Origin of the sequence: Oceanobacillus senegalensis, assembly GCF_900176885.1 — a bacterium.
In the GTDB taxonomy this organism is placed as follows: Bacteria; Bacillota; Bacilli; order Bacillales; family Amphibacillaceae; genus Oceanobacillus; species Oceanobacillus senegalensis.
In genome coordinates this window covers 4169259-4191349 of the sequence record NZ_LT839648.1, presented here as the reverse complement: position 1 = coordinate 4191349, position 22091 = coordinate 4169259, and the positions used below count along the sequence as shown (strand labels likewise).

Below are 22091 nucleotides of genomic sequence, written 5' to 3'. Positions count from 1 at the left end.
TTTATCGCACGCGTGATAGCAAAGATAGGAGAGTGATCAGGGTTTATTTAACACCTGAAGGTAAAGCGTTACAGGAACCGGTTCAGGAAGTTTGGAGAATGCAGCAAGAAAAGATGTTGGAAGGGATCTTGCCTGAGGAACGCTTGTTGCTCCGTCGTCTTATGCAACAAATGCATGAAAATATTTCTTAATCTCAGGGTTTAACCCCCTTTTTTAAGAATATACTTAGTATACTAATGAATATAGAATAAAAATCCTATTGCAATATTGTTTAAAAGGAAGGCAATAGGCGATACGGAAAAATAATATAGAGGTGAACAAAGTGACAAAACATATACCATTGAACGTGCTTGATCTCGTCAGTATATCAGAAGGGCAAACGATAAGAGAAGCAATCGAACAATCTTTAGAAGCTGCTCAACTACTAGATAAGCTTGGTTTTAAGAGACTCTGGTATGCAGAGCACCATAACACGAAAAGTTTGGCATCCATGGCAACTTCCAACCTTATTGGACTGGCTGCAAAGATGACGGAAAGGATTCGTGTTGGTTCTGGCGGTATCATGCTGCCAAACCATTCTCCACTGCAGGTAGCTGAGAGTTTTGGCGCACTTGCCCAATTGTTTCCTGATCGGATTGATTTGGGCCTCGGACGGGCTCCAGGCACCGATGCGCAGGCAGCTCAGCTCCTAACTCGTTCCGGCAGTGATCCGCAATCATTTGCCAATTCGATTTTTAATCTGATGGGATGGTTCAGTGACGAGGGGGTGGCGCATAGTGTACCTGTAACCTCGAATGTCGGGACAGGCACAAATGTACCAATCTGGGTCTTGGGTTCAAGTATGAATGGCGCTTCAATCGCCGGTCAGCTGGGATTGCCTTATTCCATTGCCACCCATTTCACACCGGACAATTATCGAGAGAAAATTGACATCTATCGTTCGGCATTCAAAACGACAGCCCCAACGGCCCAAATAGAAGAACCTTATGTCATGGCTGGGATAAATGTGCTTGTTGCTCCAACCGATGAGGAGGCAGAGAGACTGTGGACCACGACACAGCAATATTTATTGGATATTCAAACAGGAAAACAGCGATTACTGCAGCCACCTGTAGACCCGGAAGAATTAGGAACGGAACAAGAAAGGGCAATGATCGAATCCATGTTCAGCATCAAAGCGGTCGGTTCTCCGGAAACAGTACGAAAGAAATTGGAAGAATTTACGGAACGCACTGGGGCCGATGAACTGATTGTTGTGACATACACCTACGATCCGGAAGACAGGAAGCGGTCGATGAAGATGCTTGCTGATTTATGGTTCTAAACCGTTTATTATAAATCCCGTGTTAATCGATGTGAAAGAATAAACATAGCAATTAAGAAGAACCCCTATTGCGCTAATCTTTTACGATAAAAATTACTTTCTAAGAAACTATTAAAACTACATTGAATTTTATGGAGGAAAATTTACATGGTAAACAATTTACAGGACTCGGTAACATTAAATAATGGAGTTAAAATGCCTTGGCTAGGTTTAGGCACAATGGAAAGAACGATAAGCAATAAAAGCATAGATGCTATTAAGTACGCCATCAAAATAGGTTATCGCGGCATTGATACAGCTTCTGCGTATGGAAATGAGGCAGACATCGGTCGGGCAATTAAGGAGTCGGGTGTGGCTCGTGAAGAACTCTTTGTGACGACAAAGGTATGGAATAAGACGCATAGCTCCGATTTCACGCTTACTTCTTTTGACGAGAGCATGAAAAAACTAGGACTGGATTATTTAGATTTATTTTTGATTCACTGGCCCGGCAAAGCAAGCGATGAAGAGCTACTGGATACTTGGAATGCATTGGAAAAGCTTTATAGAGACGGAATCGTTCGAGCAATTGGGGTAGCTAATTTCAATATCCCTCATTTGAAAGTGTTGATTGAAGGCAGTGAAATTAAACCTATGGTCAACCAAGTAGAACGGCATCCTCTATTAAATCAAAAAGAGTTGCACGCTTTTTGCATAGAAAACAATATTGTCCTTCAAGCCTGGAGCCCATTAATGCTAGGGAACTTGGACAATCCTTTACTAGTAGAGCTTAGTAAAAATTATAAAAAAACACCAGCTCAAATTATTCTCCGGTGGGATTTGCAACATGGAGTATCTGCGATTCCTAAATCCGTCACCCCTTCGCGTATAGAAGAAAATGCGAATATTTTTGATTTTGAGCTTTCAGAAGAAGATATGCAAAAAATCGATGCATTAAATAATGGACAGCGATTTGGCCCGGATCCAGATACATTTATACCTTAATTCTTATTTATACTTAAGGAAGGTGAAGCTTTGGCTGAGGAAGAAATCCAAGAACTTCTTGATAGAATATCAGCTCAAACGCGCCGAGAATGCAACCGTTTGTTACACGATGTAAACCTTCATATTGGACAGGATAATTTATTATACAAACAATGGACAAAGGATGGAGTTACACAAGTTGAGTTATGTGAGAAATTAAAGTGCGAACCTTCCATTGTTACAAACATGGAATAAGCCCTTGAACAAAAAGGATTTGTTTATCGCCAAAAAGATGGAAAAGCTAGAATTTATTTAACGGTTGAATGTTTAATTTGAAAGAGACAATCTACGAACGACCTAACAACAAGATAAATTATTAGACCTGAAGAGCGTTTATGATTGAGAAGCTCATGAAATAGATGGAGGGTACCATTTTTAAACCCTTCCTTCTTAATCATTTCATTTGCAAGCGAATTAAATGGAATAATAAATAGAGTAAAGGAGAGGTTGCATGGCAACTGAAAAACAATTGAGTAAAAAGAAAATTGGTGTTGGCATTATTGGTGCAAGCCCATTAAACCCTGATAGTTGGGCAGTCAACGCACATATTCCAGCTATTAAAGCATTACCAGAAGAGTATGAACTACGGGCAGTAAGTACGAGCCGTCGTGAATCAGCAGAAGCAGCTGAAAAGGAATTTGGAGTGCCAGCTTTTGATCATTATAAGGATTTAGTAAATCATCCTGACGTGGATTTAGTTGTTGTAACAGTAAGGGTTCCTTACCATCATGAACTAATCTCTGCTGCTCTGGATGCGGGTAAAATGGTATTTTCTGAATGGCCACTTGGTAACGGTCTAGAAGAAGCAAAAGATCTTGCTAAACGCGCTGAGCTAGCTGGTGTTCGCACTGCTGTAGGCTTACAGGCACGTTTTCAACCAGCTATTCGTTACGTGCGTGATTTAATTGCAGATGGTTATATTGGTGAGGTGCAAGGATCCATTCTAGTTGGATCAGGCATGGCTTGGGGAAATGTTACCGATCGTAACCATGCCTATTTATTTGATGCAGCAAACGGAGCGACACTACTATCTATTCCAATTTTTCATGCCTTAGATGCTTTATCTTACATGCTCGGTGATTTTTCAAGTGTTTCAGCTAACCTAGTATCCAACCAATCAGAAGTTCTGTTAATGGAGGAAAATGAGAGTATTCCTGTTACTTCTCCAAATCATGCTTCTATTATAGGTACAGTGAATAGTGGTGCAGCTATCTCTGTATTTTACCGAGGTGGTAGCTCTCGTGGAGAGAATATGCGTTGGGAAATTAACGGTACTAAGGGGGACTTGATTTTAACTGCTCCAATTGGACAAGTTCAGTTAACAGATTTAAAACTGGAAGGTGGCCGCGGGGAAGATACCGTGGTCAGCGAAATGACTATTCCCTCTGTTTATTATGATTTAGCTCAAGATGGACCAGTTGATGGATCAAGTAATTCAGGGGAACTATATGAGCAAGGTGTATCAAATAATACGAGAAGACTATATGCGCAATTTGCAAAGGATATTCGTGAAGGTACGAACCATACGCCTGATTTTGCCCATGCTCTCGTTCGCCATCAACTTCTCGACGCAATTGAAACATCTTCACGTACAGGAACAGCACAGAAATTAAACTAAGTGGGACATAGGGTCAGGTTCCTCGTCCCATTTCCAACTATTTTAAGCCAAAGCCAAAGGTTCTCCTTTGGCTTTTTTGATTTGCTCACTTGTTCTAGATACGTTTGCGAATTCTTTTATTCAACAGCATGCGCTTCAAAAATAGAGCAACTTGTTTTTGGTAGATTCTAATGAAAGGAAGGATTAATCAATAAAAGAAGGAAAGGCACACTTTCTTCATTACCGAAAACTAAGCCTCTATGCTACCACAGAGCTTTTATCTATGAAGGGGAAAATTGCGGGACGAGGAACTGTAGTGCACCCCAAAAGTTAGAGTGAAAAAACTAATTTTTGGGGTGTTCTATTATGGTCAAAAAATATAGTGATGATTTAAAGATAAAAGTAGTTAAAGATTATCAAAATGGATATTTAGGAATTAGAGATTTAGCTAAGAAGCATAATATAAAATCAAAATCCAGTGTAGGTAGATGGATACGAGTATATCCNATACACCACAAAAGATGTAAAGCAAAAAACGGAAGGGAATATTCAGTTATTGGTTCTTGAAGCAGAGAAGATGCAAAGGTGCGGCAAACCTGACTACAGTGGAACTGTCTCTCTTCTCTGGCAACTCCAAGGCACCGTAAAATAATAGATGAAGATGTTGTTCAAATGAATGAAAACTCAGCATTATTTTCAACTAAAAAACAAAACGCATCTAGATAAGTTATGATGAACTGTATCACAAGGAAATAGGTTTTGTATCGATAGAAATAGAATTTAGAGCTGAAAAAATGTGGCGGAGCACAATAGTTTGACCCAGATAAATGAACTACATATAATTAGGGTACTAATTAAATAAGTGATGGAGGACAAGGGTATGATTGAGGACGAAATCCGAATTCTTCTTGATAAAATATGCGCTCGAACACGACGTAACTACTCTGAATCTTTGCGTCAATATAACATTCATGTTGGTCAAGATCATGCACTTCGCCAACTTTGGATGGAAGAAGGCATGACACAGTTTGAGTTAAGTAAGCGCATGGGTTGTGAACCATCAACTACTACAAATATGATAAAAAAGCTCGAAGAATACGGGTTAATTTATCGCACGCGTGATAGCAAAGATAGGAGAGTGATCAGGGTTTATTTAACACCTGAAGGTAAAGCGTTACAGGAACCGGTTCAGGAAGTTTGGAGAATGCAGCAAGAAAAGATGTTGGAAGGGATCTTGCCTGAGGAACGCTTGTTGCTCCGTCGTCTTATGCAACAAATGCATGAAAATATTTCTTAATCTCAGGGTTTAACCCCCTTTTTTAAGAATATACTTAGTATACTAATGAATATAGAATAAAAATCCTATTGCAATATTGTTTAAAAGGAAGGCAATAGGCGATACGGAAAAATAATATAGAGGTGAACAAAGTGACAAAACATATACCATTGAACGTGCTTGATCTCGTCAGTATATCAGAAGGGCAAACGATAAGAGAAGCAATCGAACAATCTTTAGAAGCTGCTCAACTACTAGATAAGCTTGGTTTTAAGAGACTCTGGTATGCAGAGCACCATAACACGAAAAGTTTGGCATCCATGGCAACTTCCAACCTTATTGGACTGGCTGCAAAGATGACGGAAAGGATTCGTGTTGGTTCTGGCGGTATCATGCTGCCAAACCATTCTCCACTGCAGGTAGCTGAGAGTTTTGGCGCACTTGCCCAATTGTTTCCTGATCGGATTGATTTGGGCCTCGGACGGGCTCCAGGCACCGATGCGCAGGCAGCTCAGCTCCTAACTCGTTCCGGCAGTGATCCGCAATCATTTGCCAATTCGATTTTTAATCTGATGGGATGGTTCAGTGACGAGGGGGTGGCGCATAGTGTACCTGTAACCTCGAATGTCGGGACAGGCACAAATGTACCAATCTGGGTCTTGGGTTCAAGTATGAATGGCGCTTCAATCGCCGGTCAGCTGGGATTGCCTTATTCCATTGCCACCCATTTCACACCGGACAATTATCGAGAGAAAATTGACATCTATCGTTCGGCATTCAAAACGACAGCCCCAACGGCCCAAATAGAAGAACCTTATGTCATGGCTGGGATAAATGTGCTTGTTGCTCCAACCGATGAGGAGGCAGAGAGACTGTGGACCACGACACAGCAATATTTATTGGATATTCAAACAGGAAAACAGCGATTACTGCAGCCACCTGTAGACCCGGAAGAATTAGGAACGGAACAAGAAAGGGCAATGATCGAATCCATGTTCAGCATCAAAGCGGTCGGTTCTCCGGAAACAGTACGAAAGAAATTGGAAGAATTTACGGAACGCACTGGGGCCGATGAACTGATTGTTGTGACATACACCTACGATCCGGAAGACAGGAAGCGGTCGATGAAGATGCTTGCTGATTTATGGTTCTAAACCGTTTATTATAAATCCCGTGTTAATCGATGTGAAAGAATAAACATAGCAATTAAGAAGAACCCCTATTGCGCTAATCTTTTACGATAAAAATTACTTTCTAAGAAACTATTAAAACTACATTGAATTTTATGGAGGAAAATTTACATGGTAAACAATTTACAGGACTCGGTAACATTAAATAATGGAGTTAAAATGCCTTGGCTAGGTTTAGGCACAATGGAAAGAACGATAAGCAATAAAAGCATAGATGCTATTAAGTACGCCATCAAAATAGGTTATCGCGGCATTGATACAGCTTCTGCGTATGGAAATGAGGCAGACATCGGTCGGGCAATTAAGGAGTCGGGTGTGGCTCGTGAAGAACTCTTTGTGACGACAAAGGTATGGAATAAGACGCATAGCTCCGATTTCACGCTTACTTCTTTTGACGAGAGCATGAAAAAACTAGGACTGGATTATTTAGATTTATTTTTGATTCACTGGCCCGGCAAAGCAAGCGATGAAGAGCTACTGGATACTTGGAATGCATTGGAAAAGCTTTATAGAGACGGAATCGTTCGAGCAATTGGGGTAGCTAATTTCAATATCCCTCATTTGAAAGTGTTGATTGAAGGCAGTGAAATTAAACCTATGGTCAACCAAGTAGAACGGCATCCTCTATTAAATCAAAAAGAGTTGCACGCTTTTTGCATAGAAAACAATATTGTCCTTCAAGCCTGGAGCCCATTAATGCTAGGGAACTTGGACAATCCTTTACTAGTAGAGCTTAGTAAAAATTATAAAAAAACACCAGCTCAAATTATTCTCCGGTGGGATTTGCAACATGGAGTATCTGCGATTCCTAAATCCGTCACCCCTTCGCGTATAGAAGAAAATGCGAATATTTTTGATTTTGAGCTTTCAGAAGAAGATATGCAAAAAATCGATGCATTAAATAATGGACAGCGATTTGGCCCGGATCCAGATACATTTATACCTTAATTCTTATTTATACTTAAGGAAGGTGAAGCTTTGGCTGAGGAAGAAATCCAAGAACTTCTTGATAGAATATCAGCTCAAACGCGCCGAGAATGCAACCGTTTGTTACACGATGTAAACCTTCATATTGGACAGGATAATTTATTATACAAACAATGGACAAAGGATGGAGTTACACAAGTTGAGTTATGTGAGAAATTAAAGTGCGAACCTTCCATTGTTACAAACATGGAATAAGCCCTTGAACAAAAAGGATTTGTTTATCGCCAAAAAGATGGAAAAGCTAGAATTTATTTAACGGTTGAATGTTTAATTTGAAAGAGACAATCTACGAACGACCTAACAACAAGATAAATTATTAGACCTGAAGAGCGTTTATGATTGAGAAGCTCATGAAATAGATGGAGGGTACCATTTTTAAACCCTTCCTTCTTAATCATTTCATTTGCAAGCGAATTAAATGGAATAATAAATAGAGTAAAGGAGAGGTTGCATGGCAACTGAAAAACAATTGAGTAAAAAGAAAATTGGTGTTGGCATTATTGGTGCAAGCCCATTAAACCCTGATAGTTGGGCAGTCAACGCACATATTCCAGCTATTAAAGCATTACCAGAAGAGTATGAACTACGGGCAGTAAGTACGAGCCGTCGTGAATCAGCAGAAGCAGCTGAAAAGGAATTTGGAGTGCCAGCTTTTGATCATTATAAGGATTTAGTAAATCATCCTGACGTGGATTTAGTTGTTGTAACAGTAAGGGTTCCTTACCATCATGAACTAATCTCTGCTGCTCTGGATGCGGGTAAAATGGTATTTTCTGAATGGCCACTTGGTAACGGTCTAGAAGAAGCAAAAGATCTTGCTAAACGCGCTGAGCTAGCTGGTGTTCGCACTGCTGTAGGCTTACAGGCACGTTTTCAACCAGCTATTCGTTACGTGCGTGATTTAATTGCAGATGGTTATATTGGTGAGGTGCAAGGATCCATTCTAGTTGGATCAGGCATGGCTTGGGGAAATGTTACCGATCGTAACCATGCCTATTTATTTGATGCAGCAAACGGAGCGACACTACTATCTATTCCAATTTTTCATGCCTTAGATGCTTTATCTTACATGCTCGGTGATTTTTCAAGTGTTTCAGCTAACCTAGTATCCAACCAATCAGAAGTTCTGTTAATGGAGGAAAATGAGAGTATTCCTGTTACTTCTCCAAATCATGCTTCTATTATAGGTACAGTGAATAGTGGTGCAGCTATCTCTGTATTTTACCGAGGTGGTAGCTCTCGTGGAGAGAATATGCGTTGGGAAATTAACGGTACTAAGGGGGACTTGATTTTAACTGCTCCAATTGGACAAGTTCAGTTAACAGATTTAAAACTGGAAGGTGGCCGCGGGGAAGATACCGTGGTCAGCGAAATGACTATTCCCTCTGTTTATTATGATTTAGCTCAAGATGGACCAGTTGATGGATCAAGTAATTCAGGGGAACTATATGAGCAAGGTGTATCAAATAATACGAGAAGACTATATGCGCAATTTGCAAAGGATATTCGTGAAGGTACGAACCATACGCCTGATTTTGCCCATGCTCTCGTTCGCCATCAACTTCTCGACGCAATTGAAACATCTTCACGTACAGGAACAGCACAGAAATTAAACTAAGTGGGACATAGGGTCAGGTTCCTCGTCCCATTTCCAACTATTTTAAGCCAAAGCCAAAGGTTCTCCTTTGGCTTTTTTGATTTGCTCACTTGTTCTAGATACGTTTGCGAATTCTTTTATTCAACAGCATGCGCTTCAAAAATAGAGCAACTTGTTTTTGGTAGATTCTAATGAAAGGAAGGATTAATCAATAAAAGAAGGAAAGGCACACTTTCTTCATTACCGAAAACTAAGCCTCTATGCTACCACAGAGCTTTTATCTATGAAGGGGAAAATTGCGGGACGAGGAACTGTAGTGCACCCCAAAAGTTAGAGTGAAAAAACTAATTTTTGGGGTGTTCTATTATGGTCAAAAAATATAGTGATGATTTAAAGATAAAAGTAGTTAAAGATTATCAAAATGGATATTTAGGAATTAGAGATTTAGCTAAGAAGCATAATATAAAATCAAAATCCAGTGTAGGTAGATGGATACGAGTATATGAAGAATTTGGTGAAGATGGTTTAAAAAGTGTGAAGAAGAAACATACTTACTCTGTTCAATTTAAGCTAGATGTATTAAGATTTATAGAGAGAACAGGATATTCAGAGACGGAAACAGCCCTTCATTTCGGGATGAAAAATTCCACTATTATAGCTGACTGGAAGAAAGCCTTTCTTAAGGGGGGTGTTGATGTTTTTGAAACGAAAGGACTGCCATCTATGACTAATACATCTAAGAATAGAGAAAATAAACAAACAAAAAAGAAGCAAATAAATGAAAAAGAAATGACACGTGAACAATTGGAAAGAGAATACGAATTTCTTCGTTTGGAGGTAGAATACTTAAAAAAGTTGCGAGCTTTTCAGATAGATCCGGAGGGATATCTAGAAAAGCACAAGCAGCACTATCATTCGAACTCAAAGAAGAATTCAAATTAAAAGATGTCTTACAAATAGTTGGCATCCCTGAGTCTTCATATCATTATCATATTAAAATAATGATGAAGGAAAATCCAGATCAGGACTTAGAGAGGCTCATTCAATCCATTTTCAATGAACATAACGGTAATTATGGTTACCGTCGTATTCACCTTGAATTAAGAAACCGTGGACATAAAGTGAATCATAAGAAGGTTCAACGTATCATGAAGAAACTAGGACTTAAAGGCAAGAAATTCTGGACAAAAACACGTAAATATCGTTCCTATAAAGGTACCATTGGGAAGGTTGCCAAAAACCGCATCAATCGTCGATTTTACACCAATGTGCCACTTCAAAAACTAACGACAGATATTACTGAATTTAAATGTACCGACGGAAAATTATATTTAAATCCGATTATGGATATGTTTAATGGCGAAATTATTTCATTTGGAATAAACAGGCGCCCGAATTTAGAACTAGTGATGAAACCTCTCAATGAAACGTTAGAAATCGTTAAAGAATCAAAATACAGAACAACTATTCATTCTGATCAAGGGTGGCACTATCAACATAGAAAATGGGTAGAAACACTGAAAGTGAATAAGATTTTTCAAAGTATGTCTAGAAAAGGAAACTGCTTAGATAATTCGCCGATGGAAAACTTTTTCGGTTTACTCAAACAAGAGATGTATCATGGAGAAGCATTGTGTTCTTTTAAGGAATTAAAAAACAAGATTGAGAAACATATAGTTTACTATAATAATAAACGTATCAAGCAAAAATTAGCTGGTATGAGTCCAGTTCAATACCGCAATCACACCAGCCAATTATCTGCTTAATATAAAACTTTAACTTTTGGGGGTCACCTCAAACCTGCCCCCGCGTCCCCCTGTATGTAAAGATTCAGGTTAATTGAATAATTGTACATAATTTCTATTAACTATTGGAAAAGTAAAACTATATAAGAGGAGATTTTAAGGGGACATAGGGTCAGGTTCCTTATCCCATTTCGAACTTTTTTAAGTCAAAGATTCCATTGCTTCATTTTATCTCTTTGGTTCTTTTGGTTTACACACCTGTTCTAGATACGTTTACGAATTCCTTTTATTCAGCAATACGTGCTTCAAAAAGGGAGCAACTTGTCTTTGGTAGATTCTAATGAAAAAAGGGATTAATCAATATATGAAGAGAAGGCACACTTTCTTCATTACCGAAAAGAAAGGATCTGCGACACCACATAACTTTTTATCACAGAAGGGATAATTACGGGACGAGGAACCTGACCCCGCGTCCCTTTTGTTTAATCTATAGGAGGCCATTATGAAAATTAAAGCAGCAGTAACAGAAGGAAAAGGTCAAGATTTTAGTTTTGAAGAAGTAGAATTAGCAGTACCTAAAGCAAATGAAGTTTTAGTGAAAATTGTTGCTACGGGTGTATGTCATACGGATGCAGTTGCACGTGATGAAGCAATTACACCTCTACCTGCAGTACTTGGACATGAAGGCTCGGGTATTGTAGAAAAAGTTGGTGAAGGAGTTACACGTTTTGAAAAAGGCGATCATGTTGTATTATCATTCGCACATTGTGGGCAATGCGATAATTGTTTAACGGGGCATCCAACAGTCTGCGATACTTTCAATGATCTAAACTTTGGTGGTACCCATGACGATCATACACATCGATTATCAAAAGATGGGCAACCACTTTCAACATTCTTTGGCCAATCTTCATTTGGTACATTTGCCATTTCTCACGAGCGTAATGTTGTTAAAGTGGATAAAGATGTAGATTTAGCTTTATTAGGTCCTTTAGGATGTGGTATTCAGACAGGGGCAGGTACTGTTTTAAATAGAATCAAGCCAGAATTTGGTTCAACTATTGCCATTTATGGTGCAGGCGCCGTTGGTTTAAGTGCGATTATGGCTGCCAAAATAGTTGGATGTAAAACAATTATTGCTGTTGATGTACACGATGCACGACTAGAACTAGCAAAAGAGCTTGGTGCCACACATACATTTAATGGAACAAATGTAGATGTTGTGAAGGAAATTAAAGAAGTAACAAACGACGGTACAAAATACGCTGTCGATACAACGGGGGTTCCTTCCGTTGTTCGTCAATGTTTACAAGCATTACGCCCGCTTGGTGTTGCTGCAATCGTTGGTGTTACACCAGAAATGAATATTGATGTGCATAATGATTTAATGGCTGAAGGAAAAACAATGATGGGTGTTATTGAAGGGGACTCAGTACCAAATGTCTTCATTCCAGAATTAGTTGATTACTACAAAGCAGGCCAATTCCCATTTGATAAATTAGTCAGATTCTATGAATTTGAAGATATTAACAAAGCCTTTGAGGATTCAAAAAATGGCGGAGCAATTAAACCTATCGTAAGAATTGCAAAGTAATGGGGACATAGTGGGACATAGGGTCAGGTTCCTCGTCCCATTTCCAACTATTTTAAGCCAAAGGTTCTCCTTTGGCTCTTTTGATTTGCTTATATGTTCTAGATACGTTTGCGAATTCTTTTATTCAACAACATGCGCTTCAAAAAGGGAGCAACTTGTTTTTGGTAGATTCTAATGAAGAGTAGGATTAATCAATAAAAGAANATCAACTTCTCGACGCAATTGAAACATCTTCACGTACAGGAACAGCACAGAAATTAAACTAAGTGGGACATAGGGTCAGGTTCCTCGTCCCATTTCCAACTATTTTAAGCCAAAGCCAAAGGTTCTCCTTTGGCTTTTTTGATTTGCTCACTTGTTCTAGATACGTTTGCGAATTCTTTTATTCAACAGCATGCGCTTCAAAAATAGAGCAACTTGTTTTTGGTAGATTCTAATGAAAGGAAGGATTAATCAATAAAAGAAGGAAAGGCACACTTTCTTCATTACCGAAAACTAAGCCTCTATGCTACCACAGAGCTTTTATCTATGAAGGGGAAAATTGCGGGACGAGGAACTGTAGTGCACCCCAAAAGTTAGAGTGAAAAAACTAATTTTTGGGGTGTTCTATTATGGTCAAAAAATATAGTGATGATTTAAAGATAAAAGTAGTTAAAGATTATCAAAATGGATATTTAGGAATTAGAGATTTAGCTAAGAAGCATAATATAAAATCAAAATCCAGTGTAGGTAGATGGATACGAGTATATGAAGAATTTGGTGAAGATGGTTTAAAAAGTGTGAAGAAGAAACATACTTACTCTGTTCAATTTAAGCTAGATGTATTAAGATTTATAGAGAGAACAGGATATTCAGAGACGGAAACAGCCCTTCATTTCGGGATGAAAAATTCCACTATTATAGCTGACTGGAAGAAAGCCTTTCTTAAGGGGGGTGTTGATGTTTTTGAAACGAAAGGACTGCCATCTATGACTAATACATCTAAGAATAGAGAAAATAAACAAACAAAAAAGAAGCAAATAAATGAAAAAGAAATGACACGTGAACAATTGGAAAGAGAATACGAATTTCTTCGTTTGGAGGTAGAATACTTAAAAAAGTTGCGAGCTTTTCAGATAGATCCGGAGGGATATCTAGAAAAGCACAAGCAGCACTATCATTCGAACTCAAAGAAGAATTCAAATTAAAAGATGTCTTACAAATAGTTGGCATCCCTGAGTCTTCATATCATTATCATATTAAAATAATGATGAAGGAAAATCCAGATCAGGACTTAGAGAGGCTCATTCAATCCATTTTCAATGAACATAACGGTAATTATGGTTACCGTCGTATTCACCTTGAATTAAGAAACCGTGGACATAAAGTGAATCATAAGAAGGTTCAACGTATCATGAAGAAACTAGGACTTAAAGGCAAGAAATTCTGGACAAAAACACGTAAATATCGTTCCTATAAAGGTACCATTGGGAAGGTTGCCAAAAACCGCATCAATCGTCGATTTTACACCAATGTGCCACTTCAAAAACTAACGACAGATATTACTGAATTTAAATGTACCGACGGAAAATTATATTTAAATCCGATTATGGATATGTTTAATGGCGAAATTATTTCATTTGGAATAAACAGGCGCCCGAATTTAGAACTAGTGATGAAACCTCTCAATGAAACGTTAGAAATCGTTAAAGAATCAAAATACAGAACAACTATTCATTCTGATCAAGGGTGGCACTATCAACATAGAAAATGGGTAGAAACACTGAAAGTGAATAAGATTTTTCAAAGTATGTCTAGAAAAGGAAACTGCTTAGATAATTCGCCGATGGAAAACTTTTTCGGTTTACTCAAACAAGAGATGTATCATGGAGAAGCATTGTGTTCTTTTAAGGAATTAAAAAACAAGATTGAGAAACATATAGTTTACTATAATAATAAACGTATCAAGCAAAAATTAGCTGGTATGAGTCCAGTTCAATACCGCAATCACACCAGCCAATTATCTGCTTAATATAAAACTTTAACTTTTGGGGGTCACCTCAAACCTGCCCCCGCGTCCCCCTGTATGTAAAGATTCAGGTTAATTGAATAATTGTACATAATTTCTATTAACTATTGGAAAAGTAAAACTATATAAGAGGAGATTTTAAGGGGACATAGGGTCAGGTTCCTTATCCCATTTCGAACTTTTTTAAGTCAAAGATTCCATTGCTTCATTTTATCTCTTTGGTTCTTTTGGTTTACACACCTGTTCTAGATACGTTTACGAATTCCTTTTATTCAGCAATACGTGCTTCAAAAAGGGAGCAACTTGTCTTTGGTAGATTCTAATGAAAAAAGGGATTAATCAATATATGAAGAGAAGGCACACTTTCTTCATTACCGAAAAGAAAGGATCTGCGACACCACATAACTTTTTATCACAGAAGGGATAATTACGGGACGAGGAACCTGACCCCGCGTCCCTTTTGTTTAATCTATAGGAGGCCATTATGAAAATTAAAGCAGCAGTAACAGAAGGAAAAGGTCAAGATTTTAGTTTTGAAGAAGTAGAATTAGCAGTACCTAAAGCAAATGAAGTTTTAGTGAAAATTGTTGCTACGGGTGTATGTCATACGGATGCAGTTGCACGTGATGAAGCAATTACACCTCTACCTGCAGTACTTGGACATGAAGGCTCGGGTATTGTAGAAAAAGTTGGTGAAGGAGTTACACGTTTTGAAAAAGGCGATCATGTTGTATTATCATTCGCACATTGTGGGCAATGCGATAATTGTTTAACGGGGCATCCAACAGTCTGCGATACTTTCAATGATCTAAACTTTGGTGGTACCCATGACGATCATACACATCGATTATCAAAAGATGGGCAACCACTTTCAACATTCTTTGGCCAATCTTCATTTGGTACATTTGCCATTTCTCACGAGCGTAATGTTGTTAAAGTGGATAAAGATGTAGATTTAGCTTTATTAGGTCCTTTAGGATGTGGTATTCAGACAGGGGCAGGTACTGTTTTAAATAGAATCAAGCCAGAATTTGGTTCAACTATTGCCATTTATGGTGCAGGCGCCGTTGGTTTAAGTGCGATTATGGCTGCCAAAATAGTTGGATGTAAAACAATTATTGCTGTTGATGTACACGATGCACGACTAGAACTAGCAAAAGAGCTTGGTGCCACACATACATTTAATGGAACAAATGTAGATGTTGTGAAGGAAATTAAAGAAGTAACAAACGACGGTACAAAATACGCTGTCGATACAACGGGGGTTCCTTCCGTTGTTCGTCAATGTTTACAAGCATTACGCCCGCTTGGTGTTGCTGCAATCGTTGGTGTTACACCAGAAATGAATATTGATGTGCATAATGATTTAATGGCTGAAGGAAAAACAATGATGGGTGTTATTGAAGGGGACTCAGTACCAAATGTCTTCATTCCAGAATTAGTTGATTACTACAAAGCAGGCCAATTCCCATTTGATAAATTAGTCAGATTCTATGAATTTGAAGATATTAACAAAGCCTTTGAGGATTCAAAAAATGGCGGAGCAATTAAACCTATCGTAAGAATTGCAAAGTAATGGGGACATAGTGGGACATAGGGTCAGGTTCCTCGTCCCATTTCCAACTATTTTAAGCCAAAGGTTCTCCTTTGGCTCTTTTGATTTGCTTATATGTTCTAGATACGTTTGCGAATTCTTTTATTCAACAACATGCGCTTCAAAAAGGGAGCAACTTGTTTTTGGTAGATTCTAATGAAGAGTAGGATTAATCAATAAAAGAAGGAAAGGTACACTTTCTTCATTACTGCGACACCACAGAGCATTATCTATGAAGGGGAATATTTCGGGACGAGGAACCTGCCCCCGCGACCCTCGCGTCCCCCTACACCCCCGTCCCCATCTTTACAACCGTACGGTAAAGTAACTCGGTACCGACTGCAATATCTTCTGATGTTGAAAATTCACGGGGATCATGACTTATTCCATCTTTTGATTGAACGAAAATCATGGCAATGTTACTGACTTGTGCCATAGGCAGTGCATCATGAAAAGCACCACTCGTTAATTCTGGGATGACATCAAGCCCCATCGCTTTACTCTCCGTTCGCATAACTTGTAATATTTCCTCACTGCATGATTCAGGGATAATCGTTGTATCTTCTGTAATCGTGAACTGTAAACCATTTTCATGGGCTGTTTCTTCAATATATTTTCTTAATTGCGCTTCATAGCGATTCCGCCTGTCTATATCGATATCCCTTAAATCAATGGTAAACGTCACTTTTTCGGGAATAATCGCTCTCGCATTTGGCTCGACGGTTAAGTTGCCAATGGTTCCAACTGTTGGAGCATCTTCCTCCTGTTGTACGATTTGGTTCAGACCGGAGATTATTTTTGCTGCACCTACTAATGCATCTTGACGTACCTTCATGGGAACCGTTCCAGCATGACCTGCTGCACCAGTTAACTCCACGGTTAGCCAAAGTGGGCCGGAAATTCCTGTGACGATGCCGACGGGGACATCAGCGGCTTCCAGCACAGGTCCTTGTTCAATATGCATTTCGATATACGAATCAATGGAACCTCTTGGGTACTCGGAGGAAGCGAGCTCATCTGGATTAGCACCAAACTCTATTAACGCTTCCCGTCTCGTTACACCATCCCTATCTTTCTTTTCCAGTTCGCCTTCTTCTAACTGACCTGTAATCCCTCTAGAACCGAATAAACCTTTATTAAATCGGAAGCCTTCCTCATCACAAAAGGAAATAACTTCAATCGGCATGTCTGGGATGATGTTTTGCTCGTTGATGGTTTGGACAGCCTCTAACCCACCTAATACGCCAATCGGACCGTCAAATCTCCCCCCGGTCGGTTGGGAATCGATATGGGAACCGATCATGAGTACCGGAGCATTGGGATTTTTCCCTTCCAGTCTACCAATTAAGTTTCCAAAATGATCCACCCTCGTCTGTAGTCCGGCCTCTTCCATCCATTGTTTCACAAGCTCTATACCCATCTTATATTCCTTGGATAAGGCTAACCTACATACACCTGTTTCACCAAACTTACCAATTTCAGAAAGCTCATCCATATGTCGTTGTAATCGTTCCTGATTAATGGTTAACTCTTTGACCACCATTGTTATTCCATCTCCTATCGCTTATTTTTTAAATTTAAATATTCAATTAAGATGCATTGGTTTTCTTGTCTTTTGCTTTCTCCAAGTTATAAATGATAGCGATTGATATCGCCACACAAGATGCGATTTTTAGTAACGACGGAATGGGGGAGAAGAAAACAAGTAAACCGACAATAAGTGTCATTACTCCGTACATCGGTGTCTTAAAGGCAAACTGTCCTAATACAGCGCCGAAAATGGCTGGCAGAACAAAGATAAATGATGCTTGAATCGATTCAGGAATGAACCCAATGACATAGGTTCCACCTAAAACCGTTAAGAGAATCACAACGGTATTCGTTAAGGAGGCAAGGGCAATTCCTAATACACCAGCGATTTCTGCTTTTTCTGTACCCGGTTCCGCACCGACAGCCTTTTGAGCAGCTGATGAACATGGTAGACATAGATTTGCAATATTTCCTGATAAAAAGGCGATATACGTTCCGGCAATCCCAAGCACTGGAAAATAAGTGATTGGTTCAACCACCCAAAGAATTCCAATAAAAGCTGCATATCCGATTAGTCCCGCTACAATCGGCCCCCAGCCTGGATGGGCACCTAAGACAAATGATAAATACATGGGCAATGATAATGAGGCAAAAATAACGAATAATAAGGTCAGACGTCCCCAGAAATGGGATTGTTGATGAAACGCACTCATGGTATGAAGCGAATCACTTTCCACTTTCGTAGCTTCCTCGCGAACATATTCTGGATTTAAACTCATGGTTATTCCTCCTTTTATACAGGTGATTTAAATAAATCATTACATAAGAGTGACAATAATGGAGCCACCTATCATTCCACAAACCATCGAAATACCGAGTGACCACTCTCTTAACCAGTTGATGTTTTTCTTCTCAGCCATACTCATCATCGTTACCATGATGGTTAGGGAGACGATAGTTGCAATAGCATAGCTGATTCCATTGATCATCTGTTCCGTTGCTAAATAACCAAATGCACCGAGCATGGCAGCTAAAGAAACACTTGCCATTGCTTTGGGATTTTTTTTGCGGATGGACTTTTCTGCTTTTCCTAGTGATTTGGTAAAAAACAGGGCAAAAAGTAGCCAACCCATTCCACCTAAACACATCGTCCAAACGACGGTAGCAAAAGCCTTCGTATTATAGCCAGCACCACCTAATTCAACCCCAAAAGCGTTCGCACCAATTTGAGCAGCGGCGGTTTCTGTTGCTGCTGAACCGACAATTCCGATTCGCATCAATGTAACAGGTGAACCGAGCAGTGCGATTAACGATATAATAACAATCGCAATACCGAATGAGGGCCCAAGTGAACTGATAAAACCAGTTCGGACTGCCCTTGACACCTCTTTCGAATTGAGCCCGGCCCCAGGTGCTGCCTTTTTGGCAAGTTTTATAAAGACGAGTGCTTGGAAAATAACCACCGCAATGATGAATAGAGCAATCATCCAAACGATACTACCGTTAGCTACGTTCATGACTTGTTCAGGCATTTCCATCTCCCCCTTTATCCTCGGATAAATAGTCCAATACAGATGCAATAAATAGTCTTCCGATAGGGATCATTGCCCGTTCATCGACATTAAACCTTGGGTGGTGATGTGGGAATACATCCTCTTTCTGTTCAAGGGCTCCACCAACCCAGACAAATGTTCCTGGTACTTCTTTCAAATAATAAGCAAAATCCTCCATCCCCATTTGTGCGGGAATGTGCTTCACGAAGTCTTCATCAAATAATTCCTTGGCAATTCTCTCCACTCGCTTTGTTTCTGCAGGATCATTGGTAACAGCTGGATACCCCCGAACATAGTTAAATTCAGCAGTCGCTCCAACGGCTTCACATGTCGAAATAGCGATTTTTTCAATGGAGGCTTCAATCCTGTCACGGACATCTTCATCAAAGGTACGGACCGTCCCTTTAATTCGAGCGGTATCAGGGATGACGTTAAAGCTATCACCGCCTTCGAAGGTTGCCACCGTGACAACAGCTGGTTTTACTGGATCCACTTGCCTGCTAACAATTTGTTGTAAATTTAACAGCACCTGAGCACCAGCAACAAGTGGATCAACCGTTAAATGTGGAGATGCTGCATGTCCACCCTTTCCAGAAATGTCGATCTCAAAGGTATCGCCACATGCCATCACATCCCCCTCTTTCAGTCCGATGACACCGAGTGGATCCGTCGAGCTAACGTGGGCACCGTATACGACATCAACCCCGTCCAGGCATCCGTCTTCAATCATGGCTTTTGCACCGCCAGGAATAACCTCCTCCGCAAATTGGTGAATAAAGACTACCGTGCCCGCAACCTTATCTTTATTTTCACTAAGCACTTTTGCAACACCGAGCAAGGCGGCTGTATGTAAATCATGGCCACAAGCATGCATGACGCCGGGGATTTGTGATTTATAGGCAACATCATTTTCTTCCTGGATTGGCAGCGCATCAAAGTCTGCCCTTAATGCCACGGTCTTACCAGGCTTGTCCCCTTTTAATGTACCGACAACTCCACGCCCGCCGACACCTGTTCGTACTTCGATTCCTAAAGCAGATAAATAGTCCGCAACCTTTCTAGGTGTATTCACCTCGGTATGGGACAGTTCCGGGTACATATGTAAATCTCGTCTAAATTCCACTAGTTCTGGATAAATTTCATCTAATCTATTAAATAATTCATTCCCCATCGTTTAATCCCCCTGTTATATAATAGTTGTTCAAAGTATAAAATATACTATTCCAAAAATCAAGAATTTTTTCATTATACAGTCGAAAAAAGTCGAGGTCAGAGGAGCAGGTTCTAGCTAATGGCAACATGAAAGATTCGTAGCATTGGTACCAATAGCGCCATCTCACGCATAAAGGAAATCTTCCATCTGAAGGTCGTCACCTCCTATAAAATGGAAGTTGTAGATTTCCGTACAAACACAAAAAAGAAGCCTTGCAGATACCCTCTACAAAACTTCTTCTCCTATCACATATTTTATCACCTAAAATAGTAGCCCTATCATTGGTTGGTGTTATTCGTATTCTTATCATTTTTATCGTCGTCATCACTTATTAAATCATTGGTTGTACTCTTAAATTCCTTTAATGTTTGTCCTGCCGCCTTTCCTATTTCCGGTAGCCTTTTCGGTCCAAAAATAATTAATGCTAGAAGAATGATAAGAATCAAACCAGGAATACCAATTTGTGCGATACCCAATAAAAAACCTCCAATCCAACCATCGATTTTCTTATAGTATTTCCATTTCTAAAGCTGTTTACACAACGTGATGGGACAAATCATGACAATTCTTGAGACACCTGTTCGTTACCTATTTCACGCCAACAACATGCTTTTGCCCCAAAATCCCCATCTTCCCCCTTATCCATCCAAAAAAATCCCGTATAAAACAAACGTTTGATCGAAAAAAGGAACTGGGTTGGAAAATAACCCCAAAGGATCCATCCCCCCCCACTGTAACCTTTTCTTTTTACCATCGACTAATATACTGAAAAATTCAAAAAAGGGGGTGATTTTATGAAATGGGCCAAGATTATACCAATTGCTGTGACAGCAGTATTCGTAGGCAGCATCCCCGCCGTAACAACAGCACGGCCAACAACCGAACAACCCATGAAACAGGAGGAAGTACAGCCCGTCTTTATAAAAAATACAGGAACAGTGGAAAGTGTCGATGTACGTGAACATGCTAACTACTATACGATAAAAGAAGGGAATAATGAATTTGTATTAGTTGTTACACCGGATACGCTAGTATTGGATAATACAGGAAAAAAGGTAGAGCTGGAAAAAGGAGACAAGGTAACAGCCCACACGTACGCAGATAAACCACGCATATTTATCTATCCTCCTCAGTACAGTCCAGAGGTAGTCGTTGTTGAAACAGAAGCAAGGGGGACTGCGGTAGTAGGAACATTTAATCAAAACTTAGTCGATGCTAATTTGTTATTACAATTAAAGGTAAGCAAGGAAACTGAACTATCTAGCTTATCAGGAAAAAAGGTAGAAATGGCAGATTTGACGGATGAGAATTTACTCGTATTTTATACCCGCACGACAAGAAGCATTCCTGCACAAACATCACCATATAAGATAGTCGTATTGGATGAACAGGAACCCCATCAGGAAAACCCACCAAATCCTGTTGTAGAAGACATTATAGCCAACGATTTCTATGAAGTGGACGGCACAAAGATGGTACCGCTTCGGATCCTTGCTGAAGCGCTTGGTTATAAGGTGAATGCAACAGAAAAAGGAGCCACCCTATCTAAAGGATCCCATTCCTACACCATCACACGTGGTGAAAGGGCATATCGTTACAACAACGCCCTTCGCTATTTCGAACTAGCTCCTGCCCTTCTCATACCAGGAAAAACGTATCTACCCGTTTCATTTATAGAAAGAATGAAAGATGAATAAAAACAACGAAAACCGAAACGTCTGTCCTAGATACTAGGTTTACTGTTAAGAAGGAAAAAGAGGACTGGGATATAGCCAAAGTGTTTCACACCAACTGCTAAGCGGAGAAAATACACTTTCGCTCTATTCCAGCCTCTTGACTCAAAACAATCTAGTAATTTGC

General features: G+C 39.6%; 23 protein-coding genes. 18 read left to right on the top strand and 5 right to left on the bottom strand.

Going from position 1 to position 22091, the window contains the following annotated elements:
* Positions 1-32 precede the first annotated feature (32 nt).
* The 17 genes from CAO17_RS21220 (at position 33) to CAO17_RS20150 (ending at position 15917) form a co-directional block, all read left to right on the top strand.
* Entirely contained in the window at positions 33-191 is a 159-nt protein-coding gene (locus tag CAO17_RS21220; RefSeq protein ID WP_179152006.1) for a hypothetical protein, read from the top strand.
* Between the two features lie 131 nt (positions 192-322).
* A complete protein-coding gene (locus CAO17_RS20225) occupies positions 323-1324 on the top strand; it encodes an LLM class flavin-dependent oxidoreductase (RefSeq protein ID WP_085994258.1) in 1002 nt (333 codons plus the stop codon).
* Between the two features lie 147 nt (positions 1325-1471).
* Positions 1472-2308, top strand: coding sequence for an aldo/keto reductase (locus tag CAO17_RS20220; RefSeq protein ID WP_085994257.1), 837 nt, complete (start codon positions 1472-1474; stop codon positions 2306-2308).
* A gap of 30 nt (positions 2309-2338) precedes the next feature.
* Complete coding sequence (locus CAO17_RS20215; RefSeq protein ID WP_085994256.1) at positions 2339-2542, top strand: hypothetical protein; 204 nt, start codon at positions 2339-2341, stop codon at positions 2540-2542.
* 256 nt (positions 2543-2798) lie between these two features.
* Positions 2799-3965, top strand: a complete 1167-nt coding sequence (locus tag CAO17_RS20210) for a Gfo/Idh/MocA family protein (protein ID WP_085992217.1) — start codon at positions 2799-2801, stop codon at positions 3963-3965.
* 345 nt (positions 3966-4310) lie between these two features.
* Positions 4311-4511, top strand: coding sequence for a helix-turn-helix domain-containing protein (locus tag CAO17_RS20205; RefSeq protein WP_085994260.1), 201 nt, complete (start codon positions 4311-4313; stop codon positions 4509-4511).
* Between the two features lie 313 nt (positions 4512-4824).
* Positions 4825-5241: a MarR family winged helix-turn-helix transcriptional regulator gene (locus tag CAO17_RS20200; protein ID WP_085994259.1), complete on the top strand. Its 417-nt coding sequence runs from the start codon at positions 4825-4827 to the stop codon at positions 5239-5241.
* A 131-nt stretch (positions 5242-5372) separates the two neighbouring features.
* Positions 5373-6374, top strand: coding sequence for an LLM class flavin-dependent oxidoreductase (locus CAO17_RS20195; protein ID WP_085994258.1), 1002 nt, complete (start codon positions 5373-5375; stop codon positions 6372-6374).
* Between the two features lie 147 nt (positions 6375-6521).
* On the top strand, positions 6522-7358 hold the full coding sequence (locus tag CAO17_RS20190; protein WP_085994257.1) for an aldo/keto reductase: 837 nt from the start codon (positions 6522-6524) through the stop codon (positions 7356-7358).
* Between the two features lie 30 nt (positions 7359-7388).
* Positions 7389-7592 (top strand): hypothetical protein, encoded by a 204-nt coding sequence (locus CAO17_RS20185; protein ID WP_085994256.1) that lies wholly within the window; start codon positions 7389-7391, stop codon positions 7590-7592.
* Positions 7593-7848: 256 nt separating this feature from the next.
* A complete protein-coding gene (locus CAO17_RS20180; RefSeq protein ID WP_085992217.1) occupies positions 7849-9015 on the top strand; it encodes a Gfo/Idh/MocA family protein in 1167 nt (388 codons plus the stop codon).
* Between the two features lie 345 nt (positions 9016-9360).
* Positions 9361-9936, top strand: coding sequence for a helix-turn-helix domain-containing protein (locus CAO17_RS20175; protein WP_085992216.1), 576 nt, complete (start codon positions 9361-9363; stop codon positions 9934-9936).
* Complete coding sequence (locus CAO17_RS20170; RefSeq protein ID WP_342744230.1) at positions 9837-10760, top strand: IS3 family transposase; 924 nt, start codon at positions 9837-9839, stop codon at positions 10758-10760. The genes CAO17_RS20175 and CAO17_RS20170 overlap by 100 nt, the downstream gene beginning before the upstream one ends.
* Positions 10761-11241: 481 nt before the next feature.
* Positions 11242-12333, top strand: a complete 1092-nt coding sequence (locus CAO17_RS20165; protein WP_085994255.1) for an NAD(P)-dependent alcohol dehydrogenase — start codon at positions 11242-11244, stop codon at positions 12331-12333.
* Between the two features lie 611 nt (positions 12334-12944).
* A complete protein-coding gene (locus CAO17_RS20160; RefSeq protein WP_085992216.1) occupies positions 12945-13520 on the top strand; it encodes a helix-turn-helix domain-containing protein in 576 nt (191 codons plus the stop codon).
* Complete coding sequence (locus CAO17_RS20155) at positions 13421-14344, top strand: IS3 family transposase (RefSeq protein ID WP_342744230.1); 924 nt, start codon at positions 13421-13423, stop codon at positions 14342-14344. Before CAO17_RS20160 ends, CAO17_RS20155 begins: the two co-directional genes overlap by 100 nt.
* Before the next feature lie 481 nt (positions 14345-14825).
* Positions 14826-15917 carry an NAD(P)-dependent alcohol dehydrogenase gene (locus CAO17_RS20150; protein ID WP_085994255.1) on the top strand — a complete coding sequence of 364 codons (1092 nt, stop codon included), beginning with the start codon at positions 14826-14828 and terminating at the stop codon, positions 15915-15917.
* Between the two features lie 304 nt (positions 15918-16221).
* On the opposite strand, the gene CAO17_RS20145 is transcribed toward CAO17_RS20150, so the two are convergent.
* The 5 genes from CAO17_RS20145 to tatA all read right to left on the bottom strand — a co-directional run bounded on the left by CAO17_RS20145 (position 16222) and on the right by tatA (position 20707).
* Positions 16222-17484, bottom strand: a complete 1263-nt coding sequence (locus CAO17_RS20145; protein ID WP_085994254.1) for a M20 family metallo-hydrolase — start codon at positions 17482-17484, stop codon at positions 16222-16224.
* Positions 17485-17524: 40 nt separating this feature from the next.
* Positions 17525-18244, bottom strand: coding sequence for a small-conductance mechanosensitive channel (locus CAO17_RS20140; RefSeq protein WP_245831884.1), 720 nt, complete (start codon positions 18242-18244; stop codon positions 17525-17527).
* A 39-nt stretch (positions 18245-18283) separates the two neighbouring features.
* Positions 18284-18997 (bottom strand): DUF5058 family protein, encoded by a 714-nt coding sequence (locus CAO17_RS20135; protein ID WP_085994253.1) that lies wholly within the window; start codon positions 18995-18997, stop codon positions 18284-18286.
* Positions 18990-20189: an amidohydrolase gene (locus tag CAO17_RS20130; RefSeq protein WP_085994252.1), complete on the bottom strand. Its 1200-nt coding sequence runs from the start codon at positions 20187-20189 to the stop codon at positions 18990-18992. The genes CAO17_RS20135 and CAO17_RS20130 overlap by 8 nt, the downstream gene beginning before the upstream one ends.
* Before the next feature lie 320 nt (positions 20190-20509).
* Positions 20510-20707 carry a twin-arginine translocase TatA/TatE family subunit gene (gene tatA / locus CAO17_RS20125; protein ID WP_085994251.1) on the bottom strand — a complete coding sequence of 66 codons (198 nt, stop codon included), beginning with the start codon at positions 20705-20707 and terminating at the stop codon, positions 20510-20512.
* Positions 20708-21025: 318 nt separating this feature from the next.
* Between tatA and CAO17_RS20115 the strand changes: the two genes are divergently transcribed.
* Positions 21026-21928, top strand: coding sequence for a copper amine oxidase N-terminal domain-containing protein (locus CAO17_RS20115; RefSeq protein WP_085994249.1), 903 nt, complete (start codon positions 21026-21028; stop codon positions 21926-21928).
* Positions 21929-22091: the final 163 nt, after the last annotated feature.

Coding starts and splice junctions, on each gene's coding strand:
- CAO17_RS20150 (WP_085994255.1), top strand. CDS start 14,826: ATGAAAATTAAAGCAGCAGTAACAGAAGGAAAAGGTCAAGATTTTAGT.
- CAO17_RS20140 (WP_245831884.1), bottom strand. CDS start 18,244: ATGAGTTTAAATCCAGAATATGTTCGCGAGGAAGCTACGAAAGTGGAA.
- CAO17_RS20210 (WP_085992217.1), top strand. CDS start 2,799: ATGGCAACTGAAAAACAATTGAGTAAAAAGAAAATTGGTGTTGGCATT.
- CAO17_RS20180 (WP_085992217.1), top strand. CDS start 7,849: ATGGCAACTGAAAAACAATTGAGTAAAAAGAAAATTGGTGTTGGCATT.
- CAO17_RS20220 (WP_085994257.1), top strand. CDS start 1,472: ATGGTAAACAATTTACAGGACTCGGTAACATTAAATAATGGAGTTAAA.
- CAO17_RS20130 (WP_085994252.1), bottom strand. CDS start 20,189: ATGGGGAATGAATTATTTAATAGATTAGATGAAATTTATCCAGAACTA.
- CAO17_RS20160 (WP_085992216.1), top strand. CDS start 12,945: ATGGTCAAAAAATATAGTGATGATTTAAAGATAAAAGTAGTTAAAGAT.
- CAO17_RS20200 (WP_085994259.1), top strand. CDS start 4,825: ATGATTGAGGACGAAATCCGAATTCTTCTTGATAAAATATGCGCTCGA.
- CAO17_RS20165 (WP_085994255.1), top strand. CDS start 11,242: ATGAAAATTAAAGCAGCAGTAACAGAAGGAAAAGGTCAAGATTTTAGT.
- CAO17_RS20190 (WP_085994257.1), top strand. CDS start 6,522: ATGGTAAACAATTTACAGGACTCGGTAACATTAAATAATGGAGTTAAA.
- CAO17_RS20135 (WP_085994253.1), bottom strand. CDS start 18,997: ATGCCTGAACAAGTCATGAACGTAGCTAACGGTAGTATCGTTTGGATG.
- CAO17_RS20175 (WP_085992216.1), top strand. CDS start 9,361: ATGGTCAAAAAATATAGTGATGATTTAAAGATAAAAGTAGTTAAAGAT.
- CAO17_RS20115 (WP_085994249.1), top strand. CDS start 21,026: ATGAAATGGGCCAAGATTATACCAATTGCTGTGACAGCAGTATTCGTA.